The organism is Corynebacterium sp. LK14 (assembly GCF_008042215.1).
Taxonomy (GTDB): Bacteria; Actinomycetota; Actinomycetes; order Mycobacteriales; family Mycobacteriaceae; genus Corynebacterium; species Corynebacterium striatum.
In genome coordinates this window covers 84,168-107,123 of the sequence record NZ_NOVQ01000019.1, presented here as the reverse complement: position 1 = coordinate 107,123, position 22,956 = coordinate 84,168, and the positions used below count along the sequence as shown (strand labels likewise).

The window sequence follows — 22,956 nt, the reverse complement described above, 5'->3', positions numbered from 1 at the left end:
TTAGGAGGCTTTCCATGACTAACTCCGAAGCTGACAAGGTGCTCAACAAGGGTCAGCGCCCAGCGGGCGGCCCAAACACCACCAGCCCCTCCGGTCAGCCGATTGCGACCGAGAACACCAGCATTACTGCCGGCCAGAATGGCCCTGTTGTTCTCAATGACATCCATCTGATCGAAAAGCTCGCCCACTTCAACCGCGAGCGCGTGCCAGAGCGCACGCCGCATGCTAAGGGGCATGGTGCCTTCGGTGAGTTGCATATCACCAACGATGTTTCCAAGTACACCAAGGCAAAGCTCTTCCAGCCTGGCACCGTCACCCCGATGATGGGCCGTTTCTCCACCGTTGCTGGTGAGCAGGGCTCCCCGGATACCTGGCGCGATGTGCATGGCTTTGCCCTGCGCTTCTACACCGAGGATGGAAACTACGACATCGTCGGTAACAACACCCCGGTCTTCTTCCTGCGCGATGGCATGAAGTTCCCCGACTTTATTCACTCCCAGAAGCGCCTTGGTGTCAACGGCCTGCGTGACGCGGATATGCAGTGGGACTTCTGGACCCGCAACCCAGAGTCCACCCACCAGGTCACCTACTTGATGGGTGACCGTGGTACCCCGAAGACCACCCGCCACCAGAACGGTTACGGTTCCCACACCTTCCAGTGGGTCAACGAGGAAGGCGACGCTTTCTGGGTTAAATACCACTTCAAGACCCGCCAGGGCGTGGAAAACTTCACCGACGCGGAGGCAGGTGAGATGGCCGGCAAGAACGCCGACTACCACCGCGAGGATCTCTACAACGCTATCGAAAAAGGCGACTACCCAATCTGGGACGTTAAGGTGCAGATCATGCCGCTCGCTGAGGCAGTTGAATACCGCTTCAATCCGTTTGACCTCACCAAGGTTTGGTCCAAGAAGGATTACCCGCTGGTTGACGTTGGATACTTCGTGCTCAACCGCAACCCGCGTAACTTCTTCGCCCAAATCGAGCAGGTTGCTCTGGATCCATCCAACCTCGTTCCCGGCATCGGCCTTTCGCCGGACAAGATGCTGCAGGCTCGCGTCTTTGCTTACGCTGACCAGCAGCGCTACCGCATCGGGCCGAACTACAAGCAGCTGCCTGTAAACCAGCCGCTCAACGCAGACAAGGTCAACACTTACGAGCATGAGGGCAACATGCAGTTCCTCTTCAACGCTCCTGAGGATCCTGTCTATTCCCCGAACCGCCACGCAAAGGGCGGCGGCTACCTGGATGGCGACGTCAACGACCGCTCGGTGCAGGAGACCGTCACCGCTCCGGACCTCTACGTGAACCCGGACCCAGCTGGCTTGGACCTTGTCCGTGCGCCGTACGTGCACCACGCTGAAGACTCCGATGCGGTTCAGGCAACTGACTTGTATGAGAACGTCTACAACGATGACGAGAAGGAGCGCCTGGCGGACAACATCACCAATGCAATGGCTGGTGTTTCCCCAGAGACTGAGGAGCGCGTCTACGCCTACTGGGGCGCAGTTTCCCCACGCCTAGAAAAGCGCGTTCGTGAGCTCTTCGCTGAGAAGAACTAGCATGTAATACAACCTCCTAATCACAGGCCTGAGCGTGCACTGCCATAGTGTCGCTCAGGCCTCGTGATTTCATGCCTTCGACGTCATAGCAGGGGCCCTGCATGCCGCTACTAGTGGTCTCGCTAGTGGCGGTTTCTTTTGCGGCCGTGTTGGATTCGGCGGCAGCGAACTGCGGCTCACCTTCTGCAGTGTCTTTGGGGGAGCAAGCGGTGAGAGGAAGAAGTACGGCTAGTGGGAGAATCAGTGGGCTGAAGTTTTGGGAATTCTGTATCTTTGCCCTGGCTTAAAACGGCGCGCCTGCGTTGTTTGCCGTGGTGGTGGCGATATTTTGAAAGGATGAACTCGCGTCTCGCTGAATCGACTTCCCGCCCCTCCCGCACGCGGGGAATCCTGTTGTGCATACTCCTCATTCTGCCGTTACTGGCGGGCGCGGCTATTGCTGGCGTCACGGGTTGGGATCCGGCCCGTGCCTGGTCGAGTGAGGGCACGGGGGCGCCCTCTGTCGCTAACGCTGATTCCGCAGCGCTTAGCGACGCCGCCCGCGCCGCCAGCGAAGCCCAAGCCCAAGCCGGCTTCCTTAAGTCCGGTACCGGCCAGCTCGCGACAGGAACTGGCAAGCTGAAGGAGGGGGCGGACGGACTTGGAGGGGGCGTCGACAAGCTGAGCTCCGGCTCGCAGGAGCTTTACGACGGCTTGGTTCAATTGCAATCCGGCACGGCACAGCTTGGCAACGGCGCGACGGAAGTGGCAAACGGTGTGGGTGCTGCGGTGGACCAGATTGTGGGGCTAAAGGTGGTGCAAGGCCAGCTGTTACAGGCCATCGATGGCACCGTTAAGGATCTAGAAGGCAATAACTCCGCAGAGGCGCGCAATATCAAGTCGCAGCTGGCTGACCTGCGTGTCCAAGTAAACAACTTCCAGCTGGATCAGAATCTAACGGATCAGCTGACCAGGCTGAAGGAGGGCTCGCGTGAGATTTCCAACCAGTTGGCTGTAAACGGCTATGGCTACCACGACGGTGTATACAAGGCTGTCGAAGGCGCAAAGCAGCTCAACGATGGTACGAAGCAGCTCGATGCCAAGGTCGATGAGGCGCTGAGCGGCGTAAAGCAGCTTGATGATGGCGCGAAAAAGGTCGACGGGATGGCAAAGCAGAACCACTCGAAAGTACAAGAGGTGCAGCGCGCGCTGCCTGCGCCGACGGGCGGAGTCCAAGACGCGCGGCTGCTAAGCCCCGTGGTGGCCATGTTGATTGCGGTAGTGCTGACGCTGGGTGGCGCTTGTCTGGGGGCTTTTGTGGTGTGCTCGGGTCGCAGTCCGTGGTTGCCGTTGTTCGGTGGAGTAGTGGTGTTGGCAGTTTTAGCGGAGATAATGTTCTTCCTGCTGGCTACGGGTCCGACTGGTGAGGCCGCGCTGTGGGTTGGCCTAGCCGCAGTGGTGACGAGCCTTGCGTCGGCGGGGCTGACGACGGCCCTGCTGCGCTACTTTGGCAAGGTGGGCGCGGGCCTGGCAGTTGTGCTTGGTCTGGCACAGATTGCTGCGGTGGGCTGGTTCTGGAAGTCCGCTGTGGCGGCAGCTGTGGTGGGAGGAGCCTGGAAGGTTGTTATGGGCCTGCTTCCGCTGCATTGGACTACCTCGGCTCTGACCGTGGCGGGTAACGGTGGTGACCACATGCTGCTGTGGACGGCGTTGGGGGTACTTGGTGTAGCTTCGGCATTCTCATTAGGTGTTATGAAGCGCCCAACTGAAAATTCTGAAATCTAAAAGTCCCAGGTGTCGAACCCTTTTGGTCTATGAAAATGTAGTCCAAATAGGTATTGGTGCAGAGATTTCTGTGAATGTCTTGGTTTGGTTAACGTTCCATGAAGAATCAGTGCTAGGGTAAAATTGCTCACAATGCCTACTTAGGGGGTAGGCAAACGGTTTCTCCAATCCGTTGTGAGTGATAGGGAATAGGGGCGACGCGGCTGCTGTAGGGGCGCCGCGTCGTTTCCCGTTTTATTGCTTTCTGAGGGCTTTTCGTTCGCTGGGATGCGGTTGCGTCCACTCGGATCTGTGGCCGATCTGCGTAGTTGACAACGAGGGTGTCATTTCTTGCCTACGGGCGTGCTTCGTTGTCAGTTATGCAGATCCGGGAGTCCAAGCCCGCAGTCCAAGCGCAAAAGAAAAAGCCCGGCTAGAAACCTAGCCAGGCTGATGGTCGGGATAACAGGATTTGAACCTGCGACCTCTTCGTCCCGAACGAAGCGCGCTACCAAGCTGCGCCATATCCCGGAAAACCGCTTTAATCGGTACCCGAATACTTTAACGCAGCCTGAGCGTCAACCACAAAACGCCAGCTGAGCGCCACCTAGCGTTCGGTGATACGCAGCAGGGTCGCCGAGGGGCGGCAGAATATCCGCACTGGCGCAAACTTCGAGGTGCCCAGGCCGTTGGAAACGTGCATTTTCATTCTGCCGAAGTCGTGGAGGCCCTGGACGCGTGCACGGTCAATGCCGCAGTTGGTTACCAGAGCATGCGAACCTGGCAAACAAATCTGCCCGCCATGCGTATGGCCAGACAGTGAAAGCTGGTAGCCATCAGCCTCAAACTTCTCCAGCACGCGCGGCTCCGGAGCATGCAGCAGCGCCAATGCCAGGTCAGCGTCCTCGTTCGGTGTGCCGGCAATCTCGGAGTAATCATCCAGGTCGTGGTGCGGATCATCAACACCAGCCACCGCCAGCTTTACATCGCCGACCTTGAACTCCACGCGGGCCTGGTTGGCGTCGTGCCAGCCGTGCTCAATAAACGCCGCACGCATGCCCTTCCATGGCAAGTCAACATAGGAGGGCTCGCGTTTCTTTCCAAACAAGTACTTAAACGGGTTGACCGGGCGCGGTGCCCAGTAGTCGTTAGTACCAAAGACAAACAAGCCCGGGCGGCTCAGCAGCGGGCCGAGCGCACGGAGAGTATCCGGTACGCCACCTTGGTCGGAGAGATTGTCGCCTGTGTTCACCACCAGGTCTGGGTCCAAGGAATCAAGGCCTGAGACCCATTCAATCTTCTTTTCTTGCCCCGGAATCATGTGCAGATCCGAGATGTGCAGGATGCGGAATTCTTCTTTCCCACGCAGCGTCCCCTTTGGGAGTAGCGGGAGCGTGTATTCCTTCAGCTCAAACTTGGTCAGTTCGGTGTAACCCCACGCCAGGGTGCCTAGGCCGGCGGCAGCAATGCCACCGATAATCGGGAGTATCTTCACCCCACACAGCCTACCTGGCGTAGATTGAAGAACATGAGCCAGCTTAAAGAAACCATTCGTGCAGATCTGAAGACCGCCATGAAGGCCCGTGAGAAGGAGCGCACCAGCGCCATCCGTTCGCTCCTCGCCGCCATCCAGGCCGAGGAAACCAACGGTTCCCGCCACGAGCTCACCGACGAGGACGTACTTAAGGTAATCTCCCGCGAGATCAAGAAGCGTCGCGAGTCCGCCGAGGTTTATGCAGAAAATGGCCGCCAGGAGCTGGCGGACGCCGAGCTTGTCGAGGTCCCCTTCTTCGAGGCGTACCAGCCGGAGCAGCTTGACGATGCCGCCCTCGACGCCCTCGTCAGCGAGGCCATCGCCGAGGTCGAGGCAGACTCCGGCGAGGCTGTCACCATCAAGCAGATGGGCAACGTCATGAAGGTTGCCACCGCCAAGGCTGCTGGCCGCGCCGACGGCAAGCGCCTATCCAGCGCAGTCAAGGCCAAGCTCGCCTAAGACGCAAAAAGAAATCCCGCCGTCTTCCTGCACTAAGCAGAGGAGACGGCGGGATTTTCAATGCGCGTGTGCCTAGAGGCCGAAGAGGTCGCGCACGCTGTCGGCAATGGCGTCGATGTCCTCCTGGCGAATGAGCGGCGGGGGATTGCCTTGCCGCTGGTTACCGAAAGGATCCGGGGCATGCTGATCGCCACTGGTTTGATCGGTCTCTGCGCCTCGGCCACCACCGTTAGAGGAAGGCGGTGGTGCGGAAGAAGTGCCGTCGGAAAGCTGCAGCGTGATTTCCGAGCCCTTCTTTAGCCCGTCTGGACCCGTAATGGCGCGGACCACGCGGCGGTAGGGAACCCCGTTGCCCTGGACCTGCGAAACCTTGACTTGGTAGCCCTCGGATTCGAGCTTGGAGCGAGCCTCGCTCTCAGACTTGCCGCGGAGGCCATCGAGGAGGGAGTTGACTTTGCCGTCGTCATAGGCCTTGTCGTAATCGGGGACCGTGCCTGAGGCCGCGGCTGCGACGGATGAAGCCATGGAATAGAAGGTGCGGGCAGGCTCGAGGCCGCCGAAGAGGTCGCCATAACCACACTGGCGGACTGGGCTGGTGCACAGTGAAGTCGTGGTGGTTCCGTCATTGTAGATGTAGGGAGCCGCAGCGATTCCGGAGTTGAATCCCAAGAATGCGGAGGATTGGTTGGACTCGGTGGTTCCCGTCTTGGCGGCTGCCTGGCCACTAAAGCCCATCATCTTGGCGGAAGCAGAAGCCGTGCCCTTGATGGTGTCCGCTGTCATGTTGTTGGCCAATGCGTTAGCGATGTTCTTGTTCAGCGCGCGCTCACAATTCGGCACCTTGAGGTAGACCTCATTGCCGTCTTTGTCCGTGATCTGCTTGATGGGGTTGGGCTCGCACCACATGCCTTCTGAGGCCAACGTAGCGCCCACATTGGAAAGCTCAAGCGGATTCACTGCGGTAGGGCCGAGGGTGTAGGAGCCAAGGTTGGATTCCTTGATGTGCTGAGCGATCGACGTCTCTTCGTCGTAGCTGCCCTTATCGTCGTAAGAGCGCAGACCGAGCTTAACTGACATATCCACCACGTGCTCCACGCCCACCTGTTCGATGAGCTTGATGAAGGTGGTATTCGGTGAATACGCCAGCGCATCTTGCATCGTCATGGTTGCGGCATAGTTGCCTGCGTTCTCAACGCAGTAGCGATTAGCCGGGCAGCCTGCCGCGCCGCCGGAGCCGAGTCCCTCTGCTTCATAGCGAGTGGGGACGTCGAGCTGGTTCTTGAGGCCGTAGCCAGATTCCAACGCGGCTGCCGCGGTGAAGACCTTGAAGACCGAGCCGGCACCGTTGCCCACCAATGAGTGGGTCTGCGGGAGCATGGTCTCGTAGTTGTCGAGGTTCAAACCGTACTTGCGAGAAGAGACCATAGCGAGCACTTCGCGAGTGGACGTGCTGGGCTTGACTACGTTCATGACCTCAGCGACACCCGGGGTCTTAGGGTCTGTCTGGGATCGCACTGCGTTGAGAGCCTGGTCTTGGACATCAGGATCGAGAGTGGTCTTGATGGTGTATCCACCGCGTGTGAGCTGCTCGCGGGAAATTCCCTTGCTCTCTAGATATTCGATGACGTAGTCGCAGAAGAAGCCGCGGTCTTCTGCGCTGATGCAGCCGTTGGGGAGGAGGGAAGGGCTATCGAGCACGCCCAAGTCCTGCTTGCTGTACTCATCAGCTTCGGCCTGTTCGAGAGCGCCATTATCCACCATCGACTGGAGGACCAAGTTGCGGCGGTTAATGACTTCCTGCTCGTTGGTATAAGGGTTCAGATACTCGGAGGACTGGACCATTCCGGCTAGCATCGCCGCTTGGGGCACCGTGAGCTCAGAGGCATGGTTGCCAAAGTATGTGCGTGCTGCGGCTTCTACACCGTAGGAGTGGTTGCCAAAGGGGACGAGGTTTAGATAGTTGGTGAGGATCTCGTCCTTGTCCAACTCCGCATCGAGGTCGGTCGCCATGCGCATCTCGCGCAGCTTACGGGCAATGGACTGCTCGGTTGCCGCGGTGCGCTCTTCATCGGTCTTGGCGTTGACCAGCAAGAGATAGTTCTTGACGTACTGCTGGTTAAGCGTGGATGCGCCTTGGGAGACTCCGCCTGCTGCTAGGTTGCTCCACAGCGCGCGAAAGTTGCCCTGGAAGTCCACGCCTTCGTGCTCGTAGAAGCGACGATCCTCGATGGCCACGATGGCTTTCTTCATGGGATCGGAAATCTTGTCGGAGCTCACCGGGTGACGGCGTTGCTCGAAAAGGTAGGCGAGGCTGTTGCCTTTGGCATCCAGAATGCTGGTTACGCCCGGGGCGTCACCAGCAGTGAGATCCTGTAAGTCGGACTGCATGGTGTCGTTGGTACGGGCAACCGCCACGCCAGAAAGCCCCGCAAAGGGGGCAATCACTACGGCGATGAGAACTCCCGCGAGGACCGTGGAGAGGGCAATTTTTGCCAAGGATTTGATGACAGTCACGTTGAACACCCTACGTGGTGAAACTGTGAGCGGGGAATAGCAGACCCCCCCTAAAGTGTGACGTGTTAGACAAGTGCTAACGCGTGTGAATACACTTACCGTTGTTACATAATATTCCGCCTGATGAAACATCATACTGCGAGCGATATGCCGCGCGTATGGTATTTCGTCAAAATTGTTCGCAAGATTAGCGGGATAGGTAGTAGAGGAAGGAGCTACCCAGCCATGACCGTAAGCCTGAAGGTGACGGGTCCAGCCAAGTCAGTAAGTGCAACCGAGCGTGGTGAATGGGTAACTCAAGCTAAGTGTCGCAACGGTGACCCAGATGCACTCTTCGTGCGTGGTGCCGAGCAGCGTAAGGCCGCGGTCATTTGTCGCCACTGCCCAGTGCTTAATGAATGCCGCGCAGATGCGCTAGACAACCGTGTTGAATTCGGGGTGTGGGGCGGTCTGACGGAGCGTCAGCGCCGTGCACTCCTGCGCAAGAATCCGCACATTACCAGCTGGGCGCACTACTTGGCTGAGGGCGGCGAACTCATCGGAATCTAGGGAAACCTAGAGCGTTATTTACGCGTCATTTTGGCTGTTAAACCGGTAGTATATGGTCTATGACTAAATGGGAATACGCTACCGCGCCAGTACTAACTCACGCGACCAAGCAGATTCTGGATTCCTGGGGTGAAGACGGCTGGGAGCTTGTCACTATCACTCCTGGTATGAATCCAGAGAACCTTGTGGCTTACTTCAAGCGTGAGGTGGAACAGTAATGAGTCATCTTTCGCGACTCGCCAAACTTGGATACTCTCTCCCGGAGGTTGCGAAGCCACTTGCATCTTATGTTCCGGCTATTCGCGTAGGCGACCAAGTATGGACGTCCGGGCAACTGCCCGTTGTTGAGGGCGTTCTGCCAGCCACGGGCAAAGTGGGTGCGGACGTCTCGATCGAAGACGCACAGGGCTATGCACGCACCGCCGCTCTTAATGCTCTCGCAGCGATCGACTCTCTTGTTGGACTCGATAGTGTCTCCCGCGTAGTTAAGGTCGTGGGTTTCGTTTCTTCTGCACCCGGCTTTGTTGAGCAGGCTGCAGTTATTAATGGTGCTTCCGATTTCATCAGGGAGGTTTTCGGCGAGGCGGGCACGCACGCGCGTTCTGCAGTGGGCGTGGCTGTACTTCCGAAGGATTCCCCCGTTGAGGTGGAAGTTATCGTGGAACTTTCTAAGTGATCGGATAGGCTTAATAATCATGGAGCATCCTGCATACAGCCAATTGCGTCCCGTAACCCCGTCCGTAGGCGTTGTCTTGTGCGACAACCCTAGCTACACGGCTCTCGAGGGAACTAATACGTGGATCGTTCGTGCTAACGAAGATTCAAAGGCAATCGTCGTTGACCCAGGTCCGGAGGACGAAGGTCACCTCAACGTCGTCACCGCGAAGGCGGGTGAAGTGGCGTTGATTCTTGTTACTCACCGTCATGACGACCATGCGTCTGGAGCGCAGCGTTTGCGCCAGCTTACCGGCGCGCCAATTCGAGCTTTTGACCCGAACTACTGCAATGGGGCAGAAGCGCTTGTCGACGGCGAAATTATCACCGTTGACGGCATCACCCCGCAGTTGGAGGTTGTCCACACCCCAGGCCACACCGCTGATTCGACCTCGTTCTTTGTTTGGTCTGGCGTGGCTAAGGATTCCCAGCTCGAGGGTATCCTCACGGGCGATACCATCGCTGGCCGTCACACCGTCCTGCTGTCTGAGACGGATGGTGACTTGGCGGAGTACCTTAAGACTTTGGACATGCTGGAAGAGCGCGGCAAGGACATCACTTTGATGCCGGGCCACGGCCCTGATTTGGACGATGTTTCGCAGGTCGCACGCAAGTACATTGACCGCCGCCACCACCGCCTTGAGCAGATTAAGGAAGTCTACGCACGCTTGGGCGAGGACGTTGACCTGAAGACTCTGGTGGATGAGATGTATGACGACGTTGACCCAGTTCTGCGCCATGCCGCAGAGCAGTCCACCCGTACTGCGCTGAAGTATCTGGCTGACCAGAAATAGGAATTAAGAGTAAAGCTCCTGGGAATCGGAAGTGATTCCCAGGAGCTTTATTTATGGCTTTAGGCTTTAGCGAGCGCGCTTTGCCAGGTGCTCGGTGTCCACGATGAGGACGGACTTGCCCTCGAGGCGAATCCAGCCACGGTGTGCGAAGGTGGCGAGCGCCTTGTTTACGGTCTCACGGGAAGCACCAACGAGCTGGGCGATTTCTTCTTGGGTGAGGTCGTGGTTCACGCGGAGGGCGCCGCCCTCCTGAACACCGAAGCGGTTAGCCAGCTGCAGCAGAGTCTTGGCAACGCGGCCCGGAACATCGGTGAAGATGAGGTCCGCGAGGTTAGCGTTGGTGCGGCGCAGACGGCGGGCCAGAACGCGCAGGAGCTGCTGTGCAATAGCAGGGTGATCAGAGACCCACTGCTTGAGCATCTCGGAGTTCATGGTTGCGGCCTGGACCTCGGTCACACAGACTGCGGAAGAGGTACGAGGACCCGGATCGAAGATGGACAGCTCGCCGAACATGTCAGACGGGCCCATCACAGTCAGGAGGTTCTCGCGGCCGTCCGGCGCGTGGCGGGCAAGCTTAATCTTGCCCGAGGTGATGATGTAGAGACGATCACCTGGCTCGCCCTCATCAAAGATGGTGGTTCCACGAGGGAAACGTACGGTTTCCATCTGCTCAATGAGGTTCTGTACTGCGACGGGATCAACGCCTTGGAAAATACCAGCCCGAGAAAGAATGTCCTGTACGCCTTCCACGTTTTACTCCTTGAAGTTGGCGGGGTAGTGGTGAAGAAATGCCCGGAGTCTTTCCGAGCATCTGACGCGTGTGTATCGAAAAACCAGAAGTTTTCTAGCGAGACAGGCGCGCGCCCCTTATGCAACGAATCTCATCCTACAGTGTAATTTGTCACTTTATCTAACCCTGTGAAAAATTGTCACACTTCTATGGAGGTCAGTAAAGGATGCGGGGAAAATTATCAGTCCCCGAAGACCTTTGACTCCAGCTTCTCCATGAGGATCGCAAACAGTGCGAGGGCTAGAGGCACAACGACGATCAATGAAACCATAATCAGTATCCTACTAAGCTCAAGAGAATGTTTGACTCATCGCCTGTAAGTCGAGCTCCGCGCATCAATGAGCTGCTCGCCCGAGAATACCCGGATGCTGAGTGCGAGCTGGACTTCTCCAACCCGCTTGAGCTTCTCGTGGCCACGGTGTTGTCAGCGCAATGCACTGATGCGCGCGTCAATCAGGTAACTCCCGAGCTCTTTGCCAAGTACCCGGATGCGGCGCACTATGCCGCGGCGTCGCGAAGCGACTTGGAGGCTATTCTCCGGCCGTTGGGATTTCAGCGCGCTAAAGCTGGGCATCTTATTGGCATCGGGGAGAAACTCATGGCCGATTATGGAGGTGAGGTTCCGCAGGGCATCAAGGAGCTCACGGAGCTGCCTGGCGTGGGACGCAAGACGGCACTTGTAGTGCGCGGTAACGCCTTTGGGCTCCCAGGCTTGACCGTGGACACTCATTTCGGCCGGCTTATGCAGCGGATGGGGCTAAGCCAGAGCAAGACTCCGCTCAAGATTGAAAAAGACATCGCTGAACTCCTGCCGGAAGAGGAATGGACGATGTTTTCCCATCGCATCATCTTCCACGGGCGCCGCGTGTGCCATTCACGCAAGCCGGAGTGTGAAGTATGCGTGGTGCGGAAGCTGTGCCCAACCGGAGTTTTAGCAGCTCAAGGCATGAGGAAGCCCGATGTCCGAGGCGGGAAGTAGGCTGAACGGCATGAATAAGCTCACCTCGTACATCGTCGGTTCAGTCATCGCGGCCATCGTCGTCGCCGTGCTGGCTTTCGTTGGTGCGCGCAACCTGCTTGGCAGTGGCGGGCAGGAGCCTGAACGCGGCGTCGATGCCCCGGCGAGTGCGTCTGCGCAGGTGGGGGAGGGAGACGTCGTCAAGCGCCCAGCGTGTCCGGAGGGCACAGTAGTGGACGTGGACCTCGAATGTTTGGGCGCGCAGGCACAAGGTGCTGCTAAGGACGTGCAAGTGGTCAATGTCTGGGCCTGGTGGTGTGAGCCGTGCCGTGCGGAACTGCCGTACATGCAGGAAGTAGCCACGGTGCATCCCGACTGGGACGTGGTGGGAGTCCACGCGGATAGCAACGCTGCGAATGGCGCCGCTTTCCTCCAGGACATTGGTATTGACCTGCCGAGTTACCAAGATGATTCCAATAAATTTGCTGGCCAGCTTGGGCTCCCAGGTGTTATTCCCATTACGCTCGTTGTGTACAAGGGCGAGGTGAAGAAGCAGTACATAAAGCCCTTCGAGTCCACCGCAGACATTGAGAAAGCAGTGGAGGAGGCCCTGGCATGAGTAGGCTGAACCCAGACTTGGCGCCGCAGTGGCTACGCCCTGCCATGGGGGTGGATGTAGCGGCGGTGCAGGAGCGCATAGGTAATCGTCACGCTACGAAGTTCGTGAAGGACCTGCCGCCGGTGCGCAAGGAGGCTGCGGTGTTGGTGCTGTTTAAGGGCACGTCCTTCGACGATGGCGAGGTGTTGCTGACGCACCGTTCGCCGTCGCTGCGCTCGCATTCCGGACAAATCGCTTTCCCAGGTGGGCGCCGCGATCCCGAGGACGCCACGCTTGTCGACGTTGCCTTGCGCGAAGCGTGGGAGGAAACCGGCCTGGATAGCTCCACGGTCACGCCGCTGGAGCAATGGGACCAGTTGCAGATTCGAGCCACCGGCAACCCGGTAAGCCCCGTGACCGCCTTTTGGCACACTCCTGGAAAGGTGTGGGCGGCGAGCCCCGATGAAACCGACGATGTATTCACCTTTCCGCTGCGCGAACTGGCGGAACCCGCTAATCGCCTGATGGTGGGCTTTGGCCTGTGGAAGGGGCCCGCATTCCGCGCCAACGACTATTTGATCTGGGGTTTTACTGGGGGGATTCTCTCCGCCATCTTGGAGCACGCCGGCTGGGAGAGCGAATGGGATAACAATTCGGTGCATGATCTGCACGGCGCACTCAAGCGTTCGCGAAATAATGAGAAGATGACCTAGCTAAAATGGCCTTCGCGTTTGTGCTCTAAGTGGGCCGCGCGTTTACCGAAGAAAGAACCTTTGCCCCGTGACCCTGACCCTCGTATTAGACATCCTCATCGTGGTGGCAGTTTTGCTTGCCCTCTGGGCGGGCTGGCGCCAGGGCGCGATTTCTGCTGTCTTGTCATTTGTTGGCATCGTAGCCGGCGTTGTGTTGGGTACCGTGTTGGCGCAATTCGCCATACGGCTGACAGACCAGGCTGCCTTGCGTTTTCTACTCGCCATCGGTGTGCTCATCATGATGGTGGGCATTGGTCAGCTAATCGGTGCGAGTATCGGTGCCCGTTTGCGCGATAGGATGCGCACCCGCAAGAAACAGCGGGTGGATTCTTTCATCGGCGCGGGATTTCAGGCCGTTGCCGCGGTCTTCGTTATTTGGCTGATCTCCTTGCCTTTGGCTTCGAACGTGGGCGGCGCGCCAGGCCGTGCCTTGCGGGAATCACATATTTTGAGCGTGCTCAATGGGGCTGCACCAACGCAGTTGGCGTCGTTGCCCAATGGCGTTGCGGCCGTACTCAACGAGTCAGGACTGCCGCCGCTGGTTTCGCCGTGGCAGGATTCCGGCAGGGCCGTCGAGGTGGCGGCCCCAGCACAGGACGTTAATGACCCTGCTCTGGTGGAACGCCTGCGACCTTCGGTCATTCACGTGCTTGGCGACGCCGAGGTCTGCTCCCGCCGCCTCATGGGTTCCGGCTTCGTAGCAGCCGATGACTACGTGATCACTAACGCGCACGTAGTTGCCGGTACCGAGAAGGTCCATCTGGATACGGTCCTTGGCCTGCGCCAAGCAGAGGTGGTCTATTACAACCCCAATGTGGATATCGCCGTCTTGCACAGCGACAATCTGGGCATCAGCCCGCTCGATTGGGCGCCGACTCCAGCTGATACTGGTGACGACACTATGGTCATGGGCTTCCCGCACTCCGGCCCCTTCGAGGCAGGGATGGCACGCGTGCGCGAACGCATCACCATTGCCGGACCTGATATTTATTCCAAGGGTCGCGTGGAGCGCGATGCTTACACGGTCCGCGGCAGCATCCGCCAGGGCAACTCGGGCGGGCCGCTGGTCAATACCGATGGCCAAGTCCTCGGCGTTGTGTTTGGTGCTTCCGTCGAAGACTCGGAGACCGGCTACGCACTGACCGCTGACGAGGTAAACAAGCACATCGGCGACATCACCCAGCTGAGTCGGCCCGTAGATACCGGCAACTGCGTGGCTGGCTAGAAGCCCTAAGCCCCAATCTGCGCCATAGAGAAAGACCCTGCTTATCGCATTCCTGAGGGGGAAGAATAAGCAGGGCCTTTGTGACGGCCTGCGGTGTGCTGTGGTGCACCGAGGGGGGGAGGTGTTACTCCTTGGCCAATCCGAGGTTGGAGCCAGTGCCGATCTCGAGGTGCATGCCCGGAACCGAGTTGATGAGGTTGCGGGTGTATTCCTCTTGTGGGTTGTTGAAGATGGAATCGGAGGTGCCTGCCTCCATGACTTGGCCCTTCTTCATAACCACAATGTCATCGGCCGTCTGGCGGACAACTGCCAGATCGTGCGTGATGAAGAGGTAAGACAGCTTTAGCTCAGACTGCAGCTCGGCCAGCAGCTGGATGATCTGGTTCTGCACCAGAACGTCCAGTGCGGAGACTGCCTCGTCGAGGACGATGACCTCTGGGCGCAGCGCCAAGGCGCGGGCGATGGCGATACGCTGGCGCTGACCGCCGGAGAGCTCGTTCGGGTAGCGGCGCATCGCAGAACGCGGCATGGCCACCATGTCGAGCAGCTCAGCCACGCGGGCCTCACGCTCCTTACGGCTTCCCACCTTGTGCAGAGCCAGCGGCTCTTCGATGCACTTGAAGATGGAGTACATCGGGTCCAGGGAGCCATACGGGTTCTGGAAGACGACCTGCATCTTGCGGCGCAGGTTGAACAGTTCTTTCTTGGAGAGCTTGGAAGTGTCTTTGCCTTCGAACTCGATGGTGCCGGAGGTTGGCTCCAGCAGGCCCAGGACCATGTTGGCCACGGTGGACTTACCCGAACCGGACTCGCCCACGAGCGCCATGGTGGTGCCGCGGCGGATGTCGAAGGATACATCGTCAACTGCCTTAAGCAGCTTCTTCTCGCCGCGCTGACCACGAATATCAAATTCCTTGGTCAGGTTGCGTACGGAGATGACGGTTTCTTCCTCAATGTTGGCAGCGTGGCTTGCAGTGCCGGCCTTGAGCTCCTCGGTCTCGATTCCGGCTTCTTGGGCCGCACGGATGCGGGAGGAAGCGAGGGAAGGAGCCGCGGTGACCAGACGGCGGGTGTAGGGGTGCTCAGGGTCGCGCAGGATGTCTCGCGAGGGGCCAGATTCCACGATGCGGCCGCGGTGCATAACGATGAGGTGCTCAGCACGCTCTGCCGCGAGGCCCAAGTCGTGGGTGATGAACAGAACCGCGTTGCCGAGGGACTCGGTGAGGTGCTCGAGGTGGTCCAGGATGGTCTTCTGCACGGTCACGTCGAGTGCCGAGGTCGGCTCGTCGGCGATAAGAAGCTTCGGGCGAGCGGCCAGGCCGATACCGATGAGCGCGCGCTGGCGCATACCACCGGAGAACTCGTGCGGGTACTGCTTGGCGCGACGCTCGGCGTCGGGAAGCCCAGCTTCCTCAAGGATCTCCACCACGCGCTTCCCGCGCTCGGAGCCCTCAATCACGTTGTTGGCCTTGAGGGATTCCTCAACCTGGGTGCCAATACGCCACACTGGGTTCAGGTTGGACATTGGATCTTGCGGGACCAAGCCGATCTTGTTGCCGCGGAGGGCCTCGAACTGCTTGTTGTTGTAGTGGGTGATGTCCTCGCCCTCGAAGAGGATCTGACCCTTGGTGACCTTGCCGGTGCCCGGTAGAAGGCCCAGGATGGACATAGCGGTGGTGGACTTACCGGAGCCGGACTCGCCCACGATTGCCACGGATTGGCCTGGGTAGATGCTCAGGTTGACGCCACGAACTGCCTCGACGGTACCGGTGGAGGTCTCGAAGGAGATGTGGACGTCCTTCATTTCAAGTAGCGGCTTATTCATTAGCGATTCCTTGCCTTCGGGTCGAGGGCGTCGCGAACGACGTCACCCATCATGATGAAGCTCAGAACGGTCAGGCCCAGGGCGCCTGCCGGGTAGAACAGGACGGCCGGATTAACACGCAGGGAAGCCTGTGCGTCAGAGATGTCTCCGCCCCAGGAGACGAACGTGGACGGCAGGCCGATGCCCAGGAAGGACAGGGTTGCCTCGGCGACGATGTAGGTACCCAGCGCCACGGTGGCGTAGGAAATAATCGGCGCTGCAGCGTTCGGCAGGATGTGGCTGAAGAGGATGTGGATGTTCGACGCGCCGATAGAGCGCGCGGACTGCACGTATTCCTCGTTCTTGATGGAGACCACGGCGCCACGCGTAATACGGGCGATGGAGACCCAGCCGAACAGACCAAGGACCAAGACCACCGTGATGATGGTGCGGTGCTCCTTGAACATCTGCATAACAACGATTGCCGCCAGAACCAGCGGAATAGCGAAGAAGATGTCGGTGATGCGGGAGAGAACGGAGTCAATCCATCCACCGAAGAAGCCGGCTACGGCGCCCACTAGGGCGCCGATGATGACCACGAGAATCGTGGTCAGCACGCCTACGGTTACAGAGGCACGTGCGCCATAGATGACGCGCGCATAGATGTCGCAACCCTGGCGGTTAAATCCGAAGGGGTGACCGGACTCGGCAGGAGCGAGCGACTTAGACAGCTCGCACATGCGTGGATCGGTGTTGGTGAACAGACCTGGGAACAGCGCCAGCAGGACTGCGATAACGATCATGGTGGCCGCAACCCAGAAGAGCGGGCGGCGGCGCAGGTAGCGCCATGCCTCGCCCCATTGGGAAGAAGGAGCAGACTCGTCCTTGACGGCGTCGACAGCGCCGAGACCGGTTTCGTCGACCTCGTTGACGTAGTGCTCTTGGCCAGGGTACTGAGTAGTCTTTTCGAAATTAGGCATAACGGATCCTCGGGTCGAGTACTGCGTAGAGGAGGTCAACCAGCAGGTTGGCGATGATGTAGATGATCACCAAGACCGTGGTGAAGGAAACGATGGTGGTCGGCTCACCACGCAGGATGGCCTGGTACATGGTTCCGCCAACGCCGTTGATGCCGAAGATGCCCTCGGTAACGATGGCGCCGGTCATCAGGGAGCCGATGTCGGCACCGATGAAGGTAGCCACTGGAATCAGGGAGTTGCGCAGGACGTGGCGACGGGTGACGGCACCACTGGAAAGGCCCTTTGCGCGGGCGGTACGCACGTAGTCTGCGCGGAGGTTCTCAGCAACAGACTGGCGGGTCAGGCGGATGACATATGCCAAGGAGAGCGCACCCAGCACCATTGCTGGCATGAGGAGCGACTCAAAGCTGGCCTTCGCGCCCACCGTCACCGGAAGGAGCTGCCATTTAATACCCACGAGGTACTGGAAGACAAAGCCGATGACGAAGGAAGGCACTGCGATGACGAGCAGGGAAGCGACCAGGACGGTGGAATCGAAGATTCCTCCGCGGCGCATGCCGGCGATGACGCCGAACAGGATGCCGAAGACTGTTTCAAAGACAATGGCCATGAGCGTGAGCTTCACCGTAACTGGGAAAGCATTGGCCATAACTTCGGTGACGGGGATTCCGGAGAAGGTGGTTCCGAAGTCCAGCATGAAAATGCCCTTGATGTAGAGCAGGTACTGGACAATAAACGGCTTGTCGAGGTTGTATTCGGCCTCGATCCTAGCGCGAGCTGCCTCGGTGAGACCGCGGTCGCCGCCCAGGGCTTCGACCGGATCGCCGGGCATCAAGAAGACAAGTGCGTAGATGAGGAGGGTGGCTCCGAAGAACACCGGAATCATCTGGAGCACTCGTCGCCCGATATAGCGCAACATAGTGTTGTCCTTTACTAGTTGTGAGCATGCGCTTGCCGACGCCGCGCGATCGAGAAGGTCGCGACCCTGGGTAAGGGTTGTGGCAGAGGCTGCTACGCGTGTCTTGAGAGTTTGCCTGTCGTGGCTACAGGGAATCCTAGTTTGTGATCTCGCTCAATGAGTAATCTCTGAATCTGTGCGCATCACAGAAAAGTGTGGTTTCTAGTGGTTGGCAGGTTGGTATATTTTAGCCGCTGGTAGCCGCGTAAATGTGGAATATGCAGGCATTTTCAATTTATTCATGGGGGTAAAAATAGGGGGCACCCTCTCTGTCCTTGAAACGACAGATGGGGGTGCCCTTTGCTCTAAGTGGTGAGCAGGCTCACCCTATATTGGGCGATGCTGCTACGGAAAGGCTAGGCCTTAGAAATCTCCCAGAACGGGATAGTGCCGTTCCAGCTGACCGCGACGTTGTTGACGGACTCGGACCAACCGATCGTGGTGTTCGGGTACCACAGCGGGACGGCGGGCAGATCCTCGAAAAGGATCTGCTGGATTTGCTCGTTAACCTTTACGGCCTCTTCGGGGGAGCTGGACGCTGCCTTGTCGATGAGGGAGTCGAGCTCTGGGTTGGAGTAGTCGGCATCGTTGTTGCCGGCGCCGGTGCCGTACAGAGGGCCGATAAAGGCGCTGGTGGCCGGGTAGTCGGCGGACCAGCTGGATCGGGTTGCGCCCTTAGCGGTGCGGTTCTTAACTTCGTCACGGAAGGACTTGAAGTCAGGGTACGGATTACCCACGGACTCGATGCCCAGAGCGTTCTTGATGGAGTTTGCCACGGCGTCGACCCAAGCCTTGTTGTTGCCGTCAGCGTTGTAGGAAATCGGCAGCGTCCCTTCGAACTTGCTGATCTTGTCCGCCTTGTCCCACAGCTCCTTCGCCTTGGCGGGATCGTAGTTGAGCACGTCGGAGCCCTTGATGGAGTCGTTGTAGTTCGGAATCGCCGGCGAGGTGAAGTCCTTGGCTGCGGTTGCGGTGCCCTTGTAGATGACCTCGGTGATCTCGTCGCGGTTGATGGCGTGGGAGATGGCCTGGCGGCGCAGCTTGCCCTCTTCACCAGAGAAATGGTCGAGGTTTTCGTTAAGGGTCAAAGCAACCTGGCGGGCGGAGGCGTCGGAAGTAGAACGGCCGGCGAGCTCCTGCTCGTAAGTGGAGAATGCGGAGTCTGGGATGGCATCCAATACGTCGAGGTTGCCGGAGAGCAGGTCAGCGTAGGCGGCGTCGCCTTGGGCGTAGAAGGTGAACTTCACACCTTCGTTCTGAGCTGTGCGCTCGCCGGTGTACTCCGGGTTCTTGACCACTGTGGCGTCAACGTTGTGGTTCCAGGAATCCAGCATGTATGGGCCGTTGCCGATTGGGTTCTCGCCATAACCATCGATGTCGGCGAAGGCGGACTCGTGCATCGGGAAGTAGGCGTCGTAGCCCAGGCGGCTGACGAAGTCGGCGTCGGGTGCGGCCAGCTCGATGGTGAAGGTGGAGTCATCGATGACCTTCAGTCCCTCCATGGACTTAGCGCCCTCTTTGTAGCCCTTGATCATTTCGAAGAAGTACGCGTTGTTGAAGTTCTTCTCAACGGCGTAGTTCCACGTATCGACGAAGTCCTTCGAAGTGACCGGCGAGCCATCGGAGAACTTGGTGTCCTTGAGCTTGACTGTGAAGACAGTGTTGTCCTTGTTGGGCTCGATGGACTCGGCGACGTCCATGTGGGTCTTGCCGGCGTTGTCGTAGTAGACCAAGCCGGCATAGATCAGCTTGGTTAGGCGTCCGCCACCATTTTCGTTGGTGTTTGCCGGGATTAGCGGGTTCTGCGGCTCCGCTCCGTTGGCCAAGACGATTCCGTCAGAGGAACCGCCGTTGTCGGAGGAGCCGCAAGCAGCCAGGGAAACCGAGGCCGTGGCTACGGCTAGGAAAGCGAGAGTCTTCTTGAGATTCATGCAGTTGTACCTTTCACGCGGTGCGTAGGGAAACATCGCATTTAGACTAGAAGCACTGCATAGAAGATCCAAAAATTAGCGGGATGAAAGTTATTCTTGCTTCCGAGCATGCAACGGCGGAAAACCGTGCATATTTTATGAATAAGGCTCAGGAAATGGCGAAGCTAAGGGGGCGTCGCCAAGCGAACAAAAAGCTCCGTCTCCCAGACAGGAGACGGAGCTTTGCGTTGCGCGAGTCTAAAGCTTAACGCAGAACTTAGTTCTTGGTGATCTCGTAGTAGACCGGGACGCCCTTCCAGTTGAAGGAAGCGTTGCTTACAGCCTCGGAGAAGCCACCAGTGGCGTTCGGGTACCACAGTGGGATGGCTGGGAGATCTTCGAACAGCAGCGACTGAGCCTCGTTGTACTTCTTAGCGGCCTCTTCCTGGGAGGAGGACTTTGCAGCCTCAACGAGCAGCTTGTCGAACTCTTCGTTGGTGTAGTCACCGTCGTTCGAGGAACCGCCGGTCTGGTACAGCGGAGCAAGGAAGTTGCCCAGGGATGGGTAGTCTGCCTGCCAACCGGTACGGAAAGCGGTCTTGATGGTGCGGTTGGTTACCTCGTCACGCAGGGACTTGAAGTCTGGGTAAGGAGCGCCAACGGCCTCGATGCCCAGGGTGTTCTTGATGGAGTTGGACACTGCATCAACCCAGCTCTTGTGGCCACCGTCAGAGTTGTAGGCAATCTCGAAGGATGGGGAAGCCCACTTGTTGATCTTGTCAGCCTCAGCCCACAGCTTCTTAGCCTTCTCTGGGTCGTACTTCACGACTTCGTTGCCCTTGATGTCCTCGGAGTAACCCGGGAGAACTGGGGAGGTGAAGTCCTTGGCAGGAGTGCGAGTGCCCTTGAAGATGGTCTCGGTGATCTCCTCGCGGTTGATTGCGTAGGAGATGGCCTGGCGGCGCAGCTTGCCCTCTTCACCGGAGAAGTGCTCGAGGTTCTCGCCGATGGTGAAGGACTGGAAGCCAGCGTAAGGCTGGTTGACTGCACGGTCGCCGAGGTCAGCCTCGTAGACGTCGAAAGCGGAGTCCGGAACGGAGTCTAGGAGATCCAGGTTGCCGGAGAGTAGATCAGCGTAAGCGGCGTCGTTGTCGGTGTAGAAGACGAACTTCACGCCGTCGTTGGCAACCTTCTGGCCACCCTTGTATTCCTCGTTAGGAACGACGGTTGCGTCCTGGTTGTGGTTCCACTCGGAGAGCTTGTATGGGCCGTTGCCGATTGGGTTCTGGCCGAAGGCGTCCATGTCCTCGAAAGCAGACTCGTGCAGCGGGTAGAACGCGGAGTAGCCGAGCTGAGCCGGGAAGTCCTGCTCTGGGTTGGTTAGGGTGACAGTGAAAGTAAGATCGTCGACGACCTTGAGGCCCTCGAGCTCCTTGACGCCTTCCTTGTAGCCCTTGATGTTGTCGAAGAAGGATGCGTTGAGCTGGTCGTTTGCTACGGCGTAGTTCCAAGCGTCAACGAAGTTCTTTGAGGTAACCGGGGAGCCGTCGGAGAAGTTGGTCTCCTTGAGCTTGATGGTGAACTCGGTGTTGTCATCGTTGGGCTCGATGGACTCGGCGATTTCGTTTTGAGCCTTGCCCTCAGAGTCGTAGTACACGAGGCCGGAGTAGATGGAGTCAACGATGCGGCCGCCGCCGGTCTCATTGGTGTTTGCAGGAATCAGCGGGTTTTGTGGCTCGCTGCCCCAAGCGGTGATTAGGTTGTCGCCGCTAGCGGATCCACCTGCGGCGCTGTCGTTGCTGTCGCTGCCACATGCCGCGAGGGTAAGGGCTACGGAAGCTGCCGATACGACAGCAAGCGTCTTTTTGATCGTCATAAGGGGGAGAGACCTCCGAATTGCGTAGAGCATTGGATGAACATTTGCGAACCTTTTAGGTTTGAAATGAAGTTACCTTGTGTTCACGCACACATTCAAGAGTTTGTAATTTATAAACATGTGATAAAAACTATAAGTCGCTAGTTAGTATCCCGTGAACTGGGATTTTAGGCTTAATAATAAAGAAAAAGCCACCCCCTGTGTGGGGTGGCGCTCGGGATAGATTAACTGTTACTTATTTCGCACATTCCCAATCATGCGAGTTGAGCCATTCGCTGACCATCGTTGCGAAGGCTTCGGGCGACTCAATGTGGGGCAGGTTCTTGGTCTGAGCGATGGTGGCGTTCCGGAACGCGCTTGCCGTGCGTTTCTCAGCGCGGCGCACGAGTGGGCGCCACAGTTGTTGCTTGGGATGCAGGTACAAAACCGGCGCTTCGACCTTCGAGTCGATCCAACTTAACGGTGGCACGGCGGTGCGCATGCGGTGGTTCCACAGGATTCCACGGCGGACGTTTCCTATCTGCGAGGCTTGAATGCGCAGCTTGGCGACGTCGCCCCGGCGCTCAGCTGGGAACTTTGAATCCGTGTTGAGGGTCAGCTCCTTTTCATAAGTGGAGGGACGCATTAAGGGGTTATGCCGGCGGATGGGGCCTGCTAGGCGGCATAGGACTGCGCGCAGTAGCAGCCACCCGAAGTCCCATGGGCGGGCGGCCATGGCGCGGCGCAGATCGACGGGGTGGGAAGCGGAAACAGAGACTAGTCCCAAAGTACGTTCGGGGCGTTCGCAGGCCACGGCCCATGCAATCGCGCCACCGGAATCTGCACCGACTAGGTATGCGGAATCGTGGCCCAATGCCTGGATGGCGCCCGTGATGTCACCGACCATCGCGCGAATGTCCTGGCCTACCTCCACTGGGGGCTTGTCCGACATTCCGAAACCGCGCATATCGAGGGCAGCGACGTGGAAGCCTTGCTCAGCAATGGGGGCGATGACGTCCTTGAAATCGAACCACCCGCCGAAGGAGCTATGCAGGAGGAGGACGAGCGGATCGCTCGGTGACCCAGCGGTCGCTGCATGCAGCCTGATGCCACGGGTGTGCACAAACTCGTGCGTGAAGGGGCCTTCGAGCTCAACTACTGAAGGGGGCAATGGCGCAGGAGTCTGGGCCATGGGAACGGTTTCCTTTCTTTCCTTGCCTTATAAAAGCTAAATCCGCCCGAGCTAGAGGGCTCGGG

20 protein-coding genes and 1 tRNA gene are annotated in these 22,956 nt (G+C 58.4%); 11 read left to right on the top strand and 10 right to left on the bottom strand.

Going from position 1 to position 22,956, the window contains the following annotated elements; translation table 11 throughout:
• Positions 1-14: 14 nt before the first annotated feature.
• Entirely contained in the window at positions 15-1,562 is a 1,548-nt protein-coding gene (locus CHU71_RS12245) for a catalase (protein WP_147761222.1), read from the top strand.
• A gap of 336 nt (positions 1,563-1,898) precedes the next feature.
• The gene (locus CHU71_RS12240) at positions 1,899-3,326 is read left to right on the top strand and encodes a hypothetical protein (protein WP_147761221.1); all 1,428 of its coding nucleotides are present in this window, start codon (positions 1,899-1,901) and stop codon (positions 3,324-3,326) included.
• A 433-nt stretch (positions 3,327-3,759) separates the two neighbouring features.
• On the opposite strand, the gene CHU71_RS12235 is transcribed toward CHU71_RS12240, so the two are convergent.
• A tRNA-Pro gene (locus tag CHU71_RS12235) sits at positions 3,760-3,836 on the bottom strand.
• Between the two features lie 76 nt (positions 3,837-3,912).
• Complete coding sequence (locus CHU71_RS12230) at positions 3,913-4,800, bottom strand: metallophosphoesterase (protein WP_147761220.1); 888 nt, start codon at positions 4,798-4,800, stop codon at positions 3,913-3,915.
• Between the two features lie 33 nt (positions 4,801-4,833).
• On the opposite strand from CHU71_RS12230, the gene CHU71_RS12225 reads away from it, so the two are divergent.
• Positions 4,834-5,298 (top strand): GatB/YqeY domain-containing protein, encoded by a 465-nt coding sequence (locus tag CHU71_RS12225; RefSeq protein ID WP_147761219.1) that lies wholly within the window; start codon positions 4,834-4,836, stop codon positions 5,296-5,298.
• Positions 5,299-5,370: 72 nt separating this feature from the next.
• On the opposite strand, the gene CHU71_RS12220 is transcribed toward CHU71_RS12225, so the two are convergent.
• Positions 5,371-7,812, bottom strand: coding sequence for a transglycosylase domain-containing protein (locus CHU71_RS12220; protein WP_187272094.1), 2,442 nt, complete (start codon positions 7,810-7,812; stop codon positions 5,371-5,373).
• Positions 7,813-8,037: 225 nt separating this feature from the next.
• Here CHU71_RS12220 and CHU71_RS12215 point away from each other — a divergent pair, with 225 nt between their 5' ends.
• From CHU71_RS12215 to CHU71_RS12200, 4 genes are read left to right on the top strand one after another with little or no spacing between them, the layout of a single operon-like run.
• Positions 8,038-8,361: a WhiB family transcriptional regulator gene (locus CHU71_RS12215; protein ID WP_034657256.1), complete on the top strand. Its 324-nt coding sequence runs from the start codon at positions 8,038-8,040 to the stop codon at positions 8,359-8,361.
• Between the two features lie 59 nt (positions 8,362-8,420).
• Entirely contained in the window at positions 8,421-8,579 is a 159-nt protein-coding gene (locus CHU71_RS12210; RefSeq protein WP_187272093.1) for a DUF4177 domain-containing protein, read from the top strand.
• Positions 8,579-9,037 carry a RidA family protein gene (locus CHU71_RS12205; protein WP_147761216.1) on the top strand — a complete coding sequence of 153 codons (459 nt, stop codon included), beginning with the start codon at positions 8,579-8,581 and terminating at the stop codon, positions 9,035-9,037. The genes CHU71_RS12210 and CHU71_RS12205 overlap by 1 nt, the downstream gene beginning before the upstream one ends.
• A 19-nt stretch (positions 9,038-9,056) precedes the next feature.
• A complete protein-coding gene (locus CHU71_RS12200) occupies positions 9,057-9,869 on the top strand; it encodes an MBL fold metallo-hydrolase (RefSeq protein ID WP_046645714.1) in 813 nt (270 codons plus the stop codon).
• 66 nt (positions 9,870-9,935) lie between these two features.
• On the opposite strand, the gene glxR is transcribed toward CHU71_RS12200, so the two are convergent.
• Positions 9,936-10,619, bottom strand: coding sequence for a CRP-like cAMP-activated global transcriptional regulator GlxR (glxR, locus tag CHU71_RS12195; protein WP_046645713.1), 684 nt, complete (start codon positions 10,617-10,619; stop codon positions 9,936-9,938).
• Positions 10,620-10,957: 338 nt separating this feature from the next.
• Here glxR and nth point away from each other — a divergent pair, with 338 nt between their 5' ends.
• The 4 genes from nth to CHU71_RS12175 all read left to right on the top strand — a co-directional run bounded on the left by nth (position 10,958) and on the right by CHU71_RS12175 (position 14,192).
• Positions 10,958-11,638: an endonuclease III gene (gene nth, locus CHU71_RS12190; protein WP_147761215.1), complete on the top strand. Its 681-nt coding sequence runs from the start codon at positions 10,958-10,960 to the stop codon at positions 11,636-11,638.
• A 10-nt stretch (positions 11,639-11,648) separates the two neighbouring features.
• Positions 11,649-12,236, top strand: a complete 588-nt coding sequence (locus CHU71_RS12185; protein WP_236593624.1) for a TlpA disulfide reductase family protein — start codon at positions 11,649-11,651, stop codon at positions 12,234-12,236.
• Positions 12,233-12,928, top strand: coding sequence for a CoA pyrophosphatase (locus tag CHU71_RS12180; RefSeq protein ID WP_147761213.1), 696 nt, complete (start codon positions 12,233-12,235; stop codon positions 12,926-12,928). Before CHU71_RS12185 ends, CHU71_RS12180 begins: the two co-directional genes overlap by 4 nt.
• 67 nt (positions 12,929-12,995) lie before the next feature.
• Complete coding sequence (locus CHU71_RS12175; RefSeq protein ID WP_005531261.1) at positions 12,996-14,192, top strand: MarP family serine protease; 1,197 nt, start codon at positions 12,996-12,998, stop codon at positions 14,190-14,192.
• 124 nt (positions 14,193-14,316) lie between these two features.
• On the opposite strand, the gene CHU71_RS12170 is transcribed toward CHU71_RS12175, so the two are convergent.
• From CHU71_RS12170 to CHU71_RS12145, 6 genes are all read right to left on the bottom strand, one after another.
• Positions 14,317-16,017: an ABC transporter ATP-binding protein gene (locus CHU71_RS12170; RefSeq protein WP_147761212.1), complete on the bottom strand. Its 1,701-nt coding sequence runs from the start codon at positions 16,015-16,017 to the stop codon at positions 14,317-14,319.
• Positions 16,017-16,976 carry an ABC transporter permease gene (locus tag CHU71_RS12165; RefSeq protein ID WP_005531257.1) on the bottom strand — a complete coding sequence of 320 codons (960 nt, stop codon included), beginning with the start codon at positions 16,974-16,976 and terminating at the stop codon, positions 16,017-16,019. The genes CHU71_RS12170 and CHU71_RS12165 overlap by 1 nt, the downstream gene beginning before the upstream one ends.
• Positions 16,969-17,895, bottom strand: a complete 927-nt coding sequence (locus CHU71_RS12160) for an ABC transporter permease (protein WP_005531255.1) — start codon at positions 17,893-17,895, stop codon at positions 16,969-16,971. Before CHU71_RS12160 ends, CHU71_RS12165 begins: the two co-directional genes overlap by 8 nt.
• Before the next feature lie 395 nt (positions 17,896-18,290).
• Complete coding sequence (locus CHU71_RS12155) at positions 18,291-19,865, bottom strand: ABC transporter substrate-binding protein (protein ID WP_100619265.1); 1,575 nt, start codon at positions 19,863-19,865, stop codon at positions 18,291-18,293.
• A 256-nt stretch (positions 19,866-20,121) separates the two neighbouring features.
• On the bottom strand, positions 20,122-21,720 hold the full coding sequence (locus tag CHU71_RS12150) for an ABC transporter substrate-binding protein (RefSeq protein ID WP_100086963.1): 1,599 nt from the start codon (positions 21,718-21,720) through the stop codon (positions 20,122-20,124).
• A gap of 235 nt (positions 21,721-21,955) precedes the next feature.
• Positions 21,956-22,891, bottom strand: a complete 936-nt coding sequence (locus CHU71_RS12145) for an alpha/beta fold hydrolase (RefSeq protein ID WP_147761211.1) — start codon at positions 22,889-22,891, stop codon at positions 21,956-21,958.
• Positions 22,892-22,956 lie beyond the last annotated feature (65 nt).

Coding starts and splice junctions, on each gene's coding strand:
- CHU71_RS12215 (WP_034657256.1), top strand. CDS start 8,038: ATGACCGTAAGCCTGAAGGTGACGGGTCCAGCCAAGTCAGTAAGTGCA.
- nth (WP_147761215.1), top strand. CDS start 10,958: ATGTTTGACTCATCGCCTGTAAGTCGAGCTCCGCGCATCAATGAGCTG.
- CHU71_RS12240 (WP_147761221.1), top strand. CDS start 1,899: ATGAACTCGCGTCTCGCTGAATCGACTTCCCGCCCCTCCCGCACGCGG.
- CHU71_RS12200 (WP_046645714.1), top strand. CDS start 9,057: ATGGAGCATCCTGCATACAGCCAATTGCGTCCCGTAACCCCGTCCGTA.
- CHU71_RS12155 (WP_100619265.1), bottom strand. CDS start 19,865: ATGAATCTCAAGAAGACTCTCGCTTTCCTAGCCGTAGCCACGGCCTCG.
- CHU71_RS12160 (WP_005531255.1), bottom strand. CDS start 17,895: ATGTTGCGCTATATCGGGCGACGAGTGCTCCAGATGATTCCGGTGTTC.
- CHU71_RS12180 (WP_147761213.1), top strand. CDS start 12,233: ATGAGTAGGCTGAACCCAGACTTGGCGCCGCAGTGGCTACGCCCTGCC.
- CHU71_RS12245 (WP_147761222.1), top strand. CDS start 15: ATGACTAACTCCGAAGCTGACAAGGTGCTCAACAAGGGTCAGCGCCCA.
- CHU71_RS12170 (WP_147761212.1), bottom strand. CDS start 16,017: ATGAATAAGCCGCTACTTGAAATGAAGGACGTCCACATCTCCTTCGAG.
- CHU71_RS12145 (WP_147761211.1), bottom strand. CDS start 22,891: ATGGCCCAGACTCCTGCGCCATTGCCCCCTTCAGTAGTTGAGCTCGAA.
- CHU71_RS12205 (WP_147761216.1), top strand. CDS start 8,579: ATGAGTCATCTTTCGCGACTCGCCAAACTTGGATACTCTCTCCCGGAG.
- CHU71_RS12165 (WP_005531257.1), bottom strand. CDS start 16,976: ATGCCTAATTTCGAAAAGACTACTCAGTACCCTGGCCAAGAGCACTAC.
- CHU71_RS12150 (WP_100086963.1), bottom strand. CDS start 21,720: ATGACGATCAAAAAGACGCTTGCTGTCGTATCGGCAGCTTCCGTAGCC.
- CHU71_RS12185 (WP_236593624.1), top strand. CDS start 11,649: ATGAATAAGCTCACCTCGTACATCGTCGGTTCAGTCATCGCGGCCATC.
- CHU71_RS12225 (WP_147761219.1), top strand. CDS start 4,834: ATGAGCCAGCTTAAAGAAACCATTCGTGCAGATCTGAAGACCGCCATG.
- CHU71_RS12210 (WP_187272093.1), top strand. CDS start 8,421: ATGACTAAATGGGAATACGCTACCGCGCCAGTACTAACTCACGCGACC.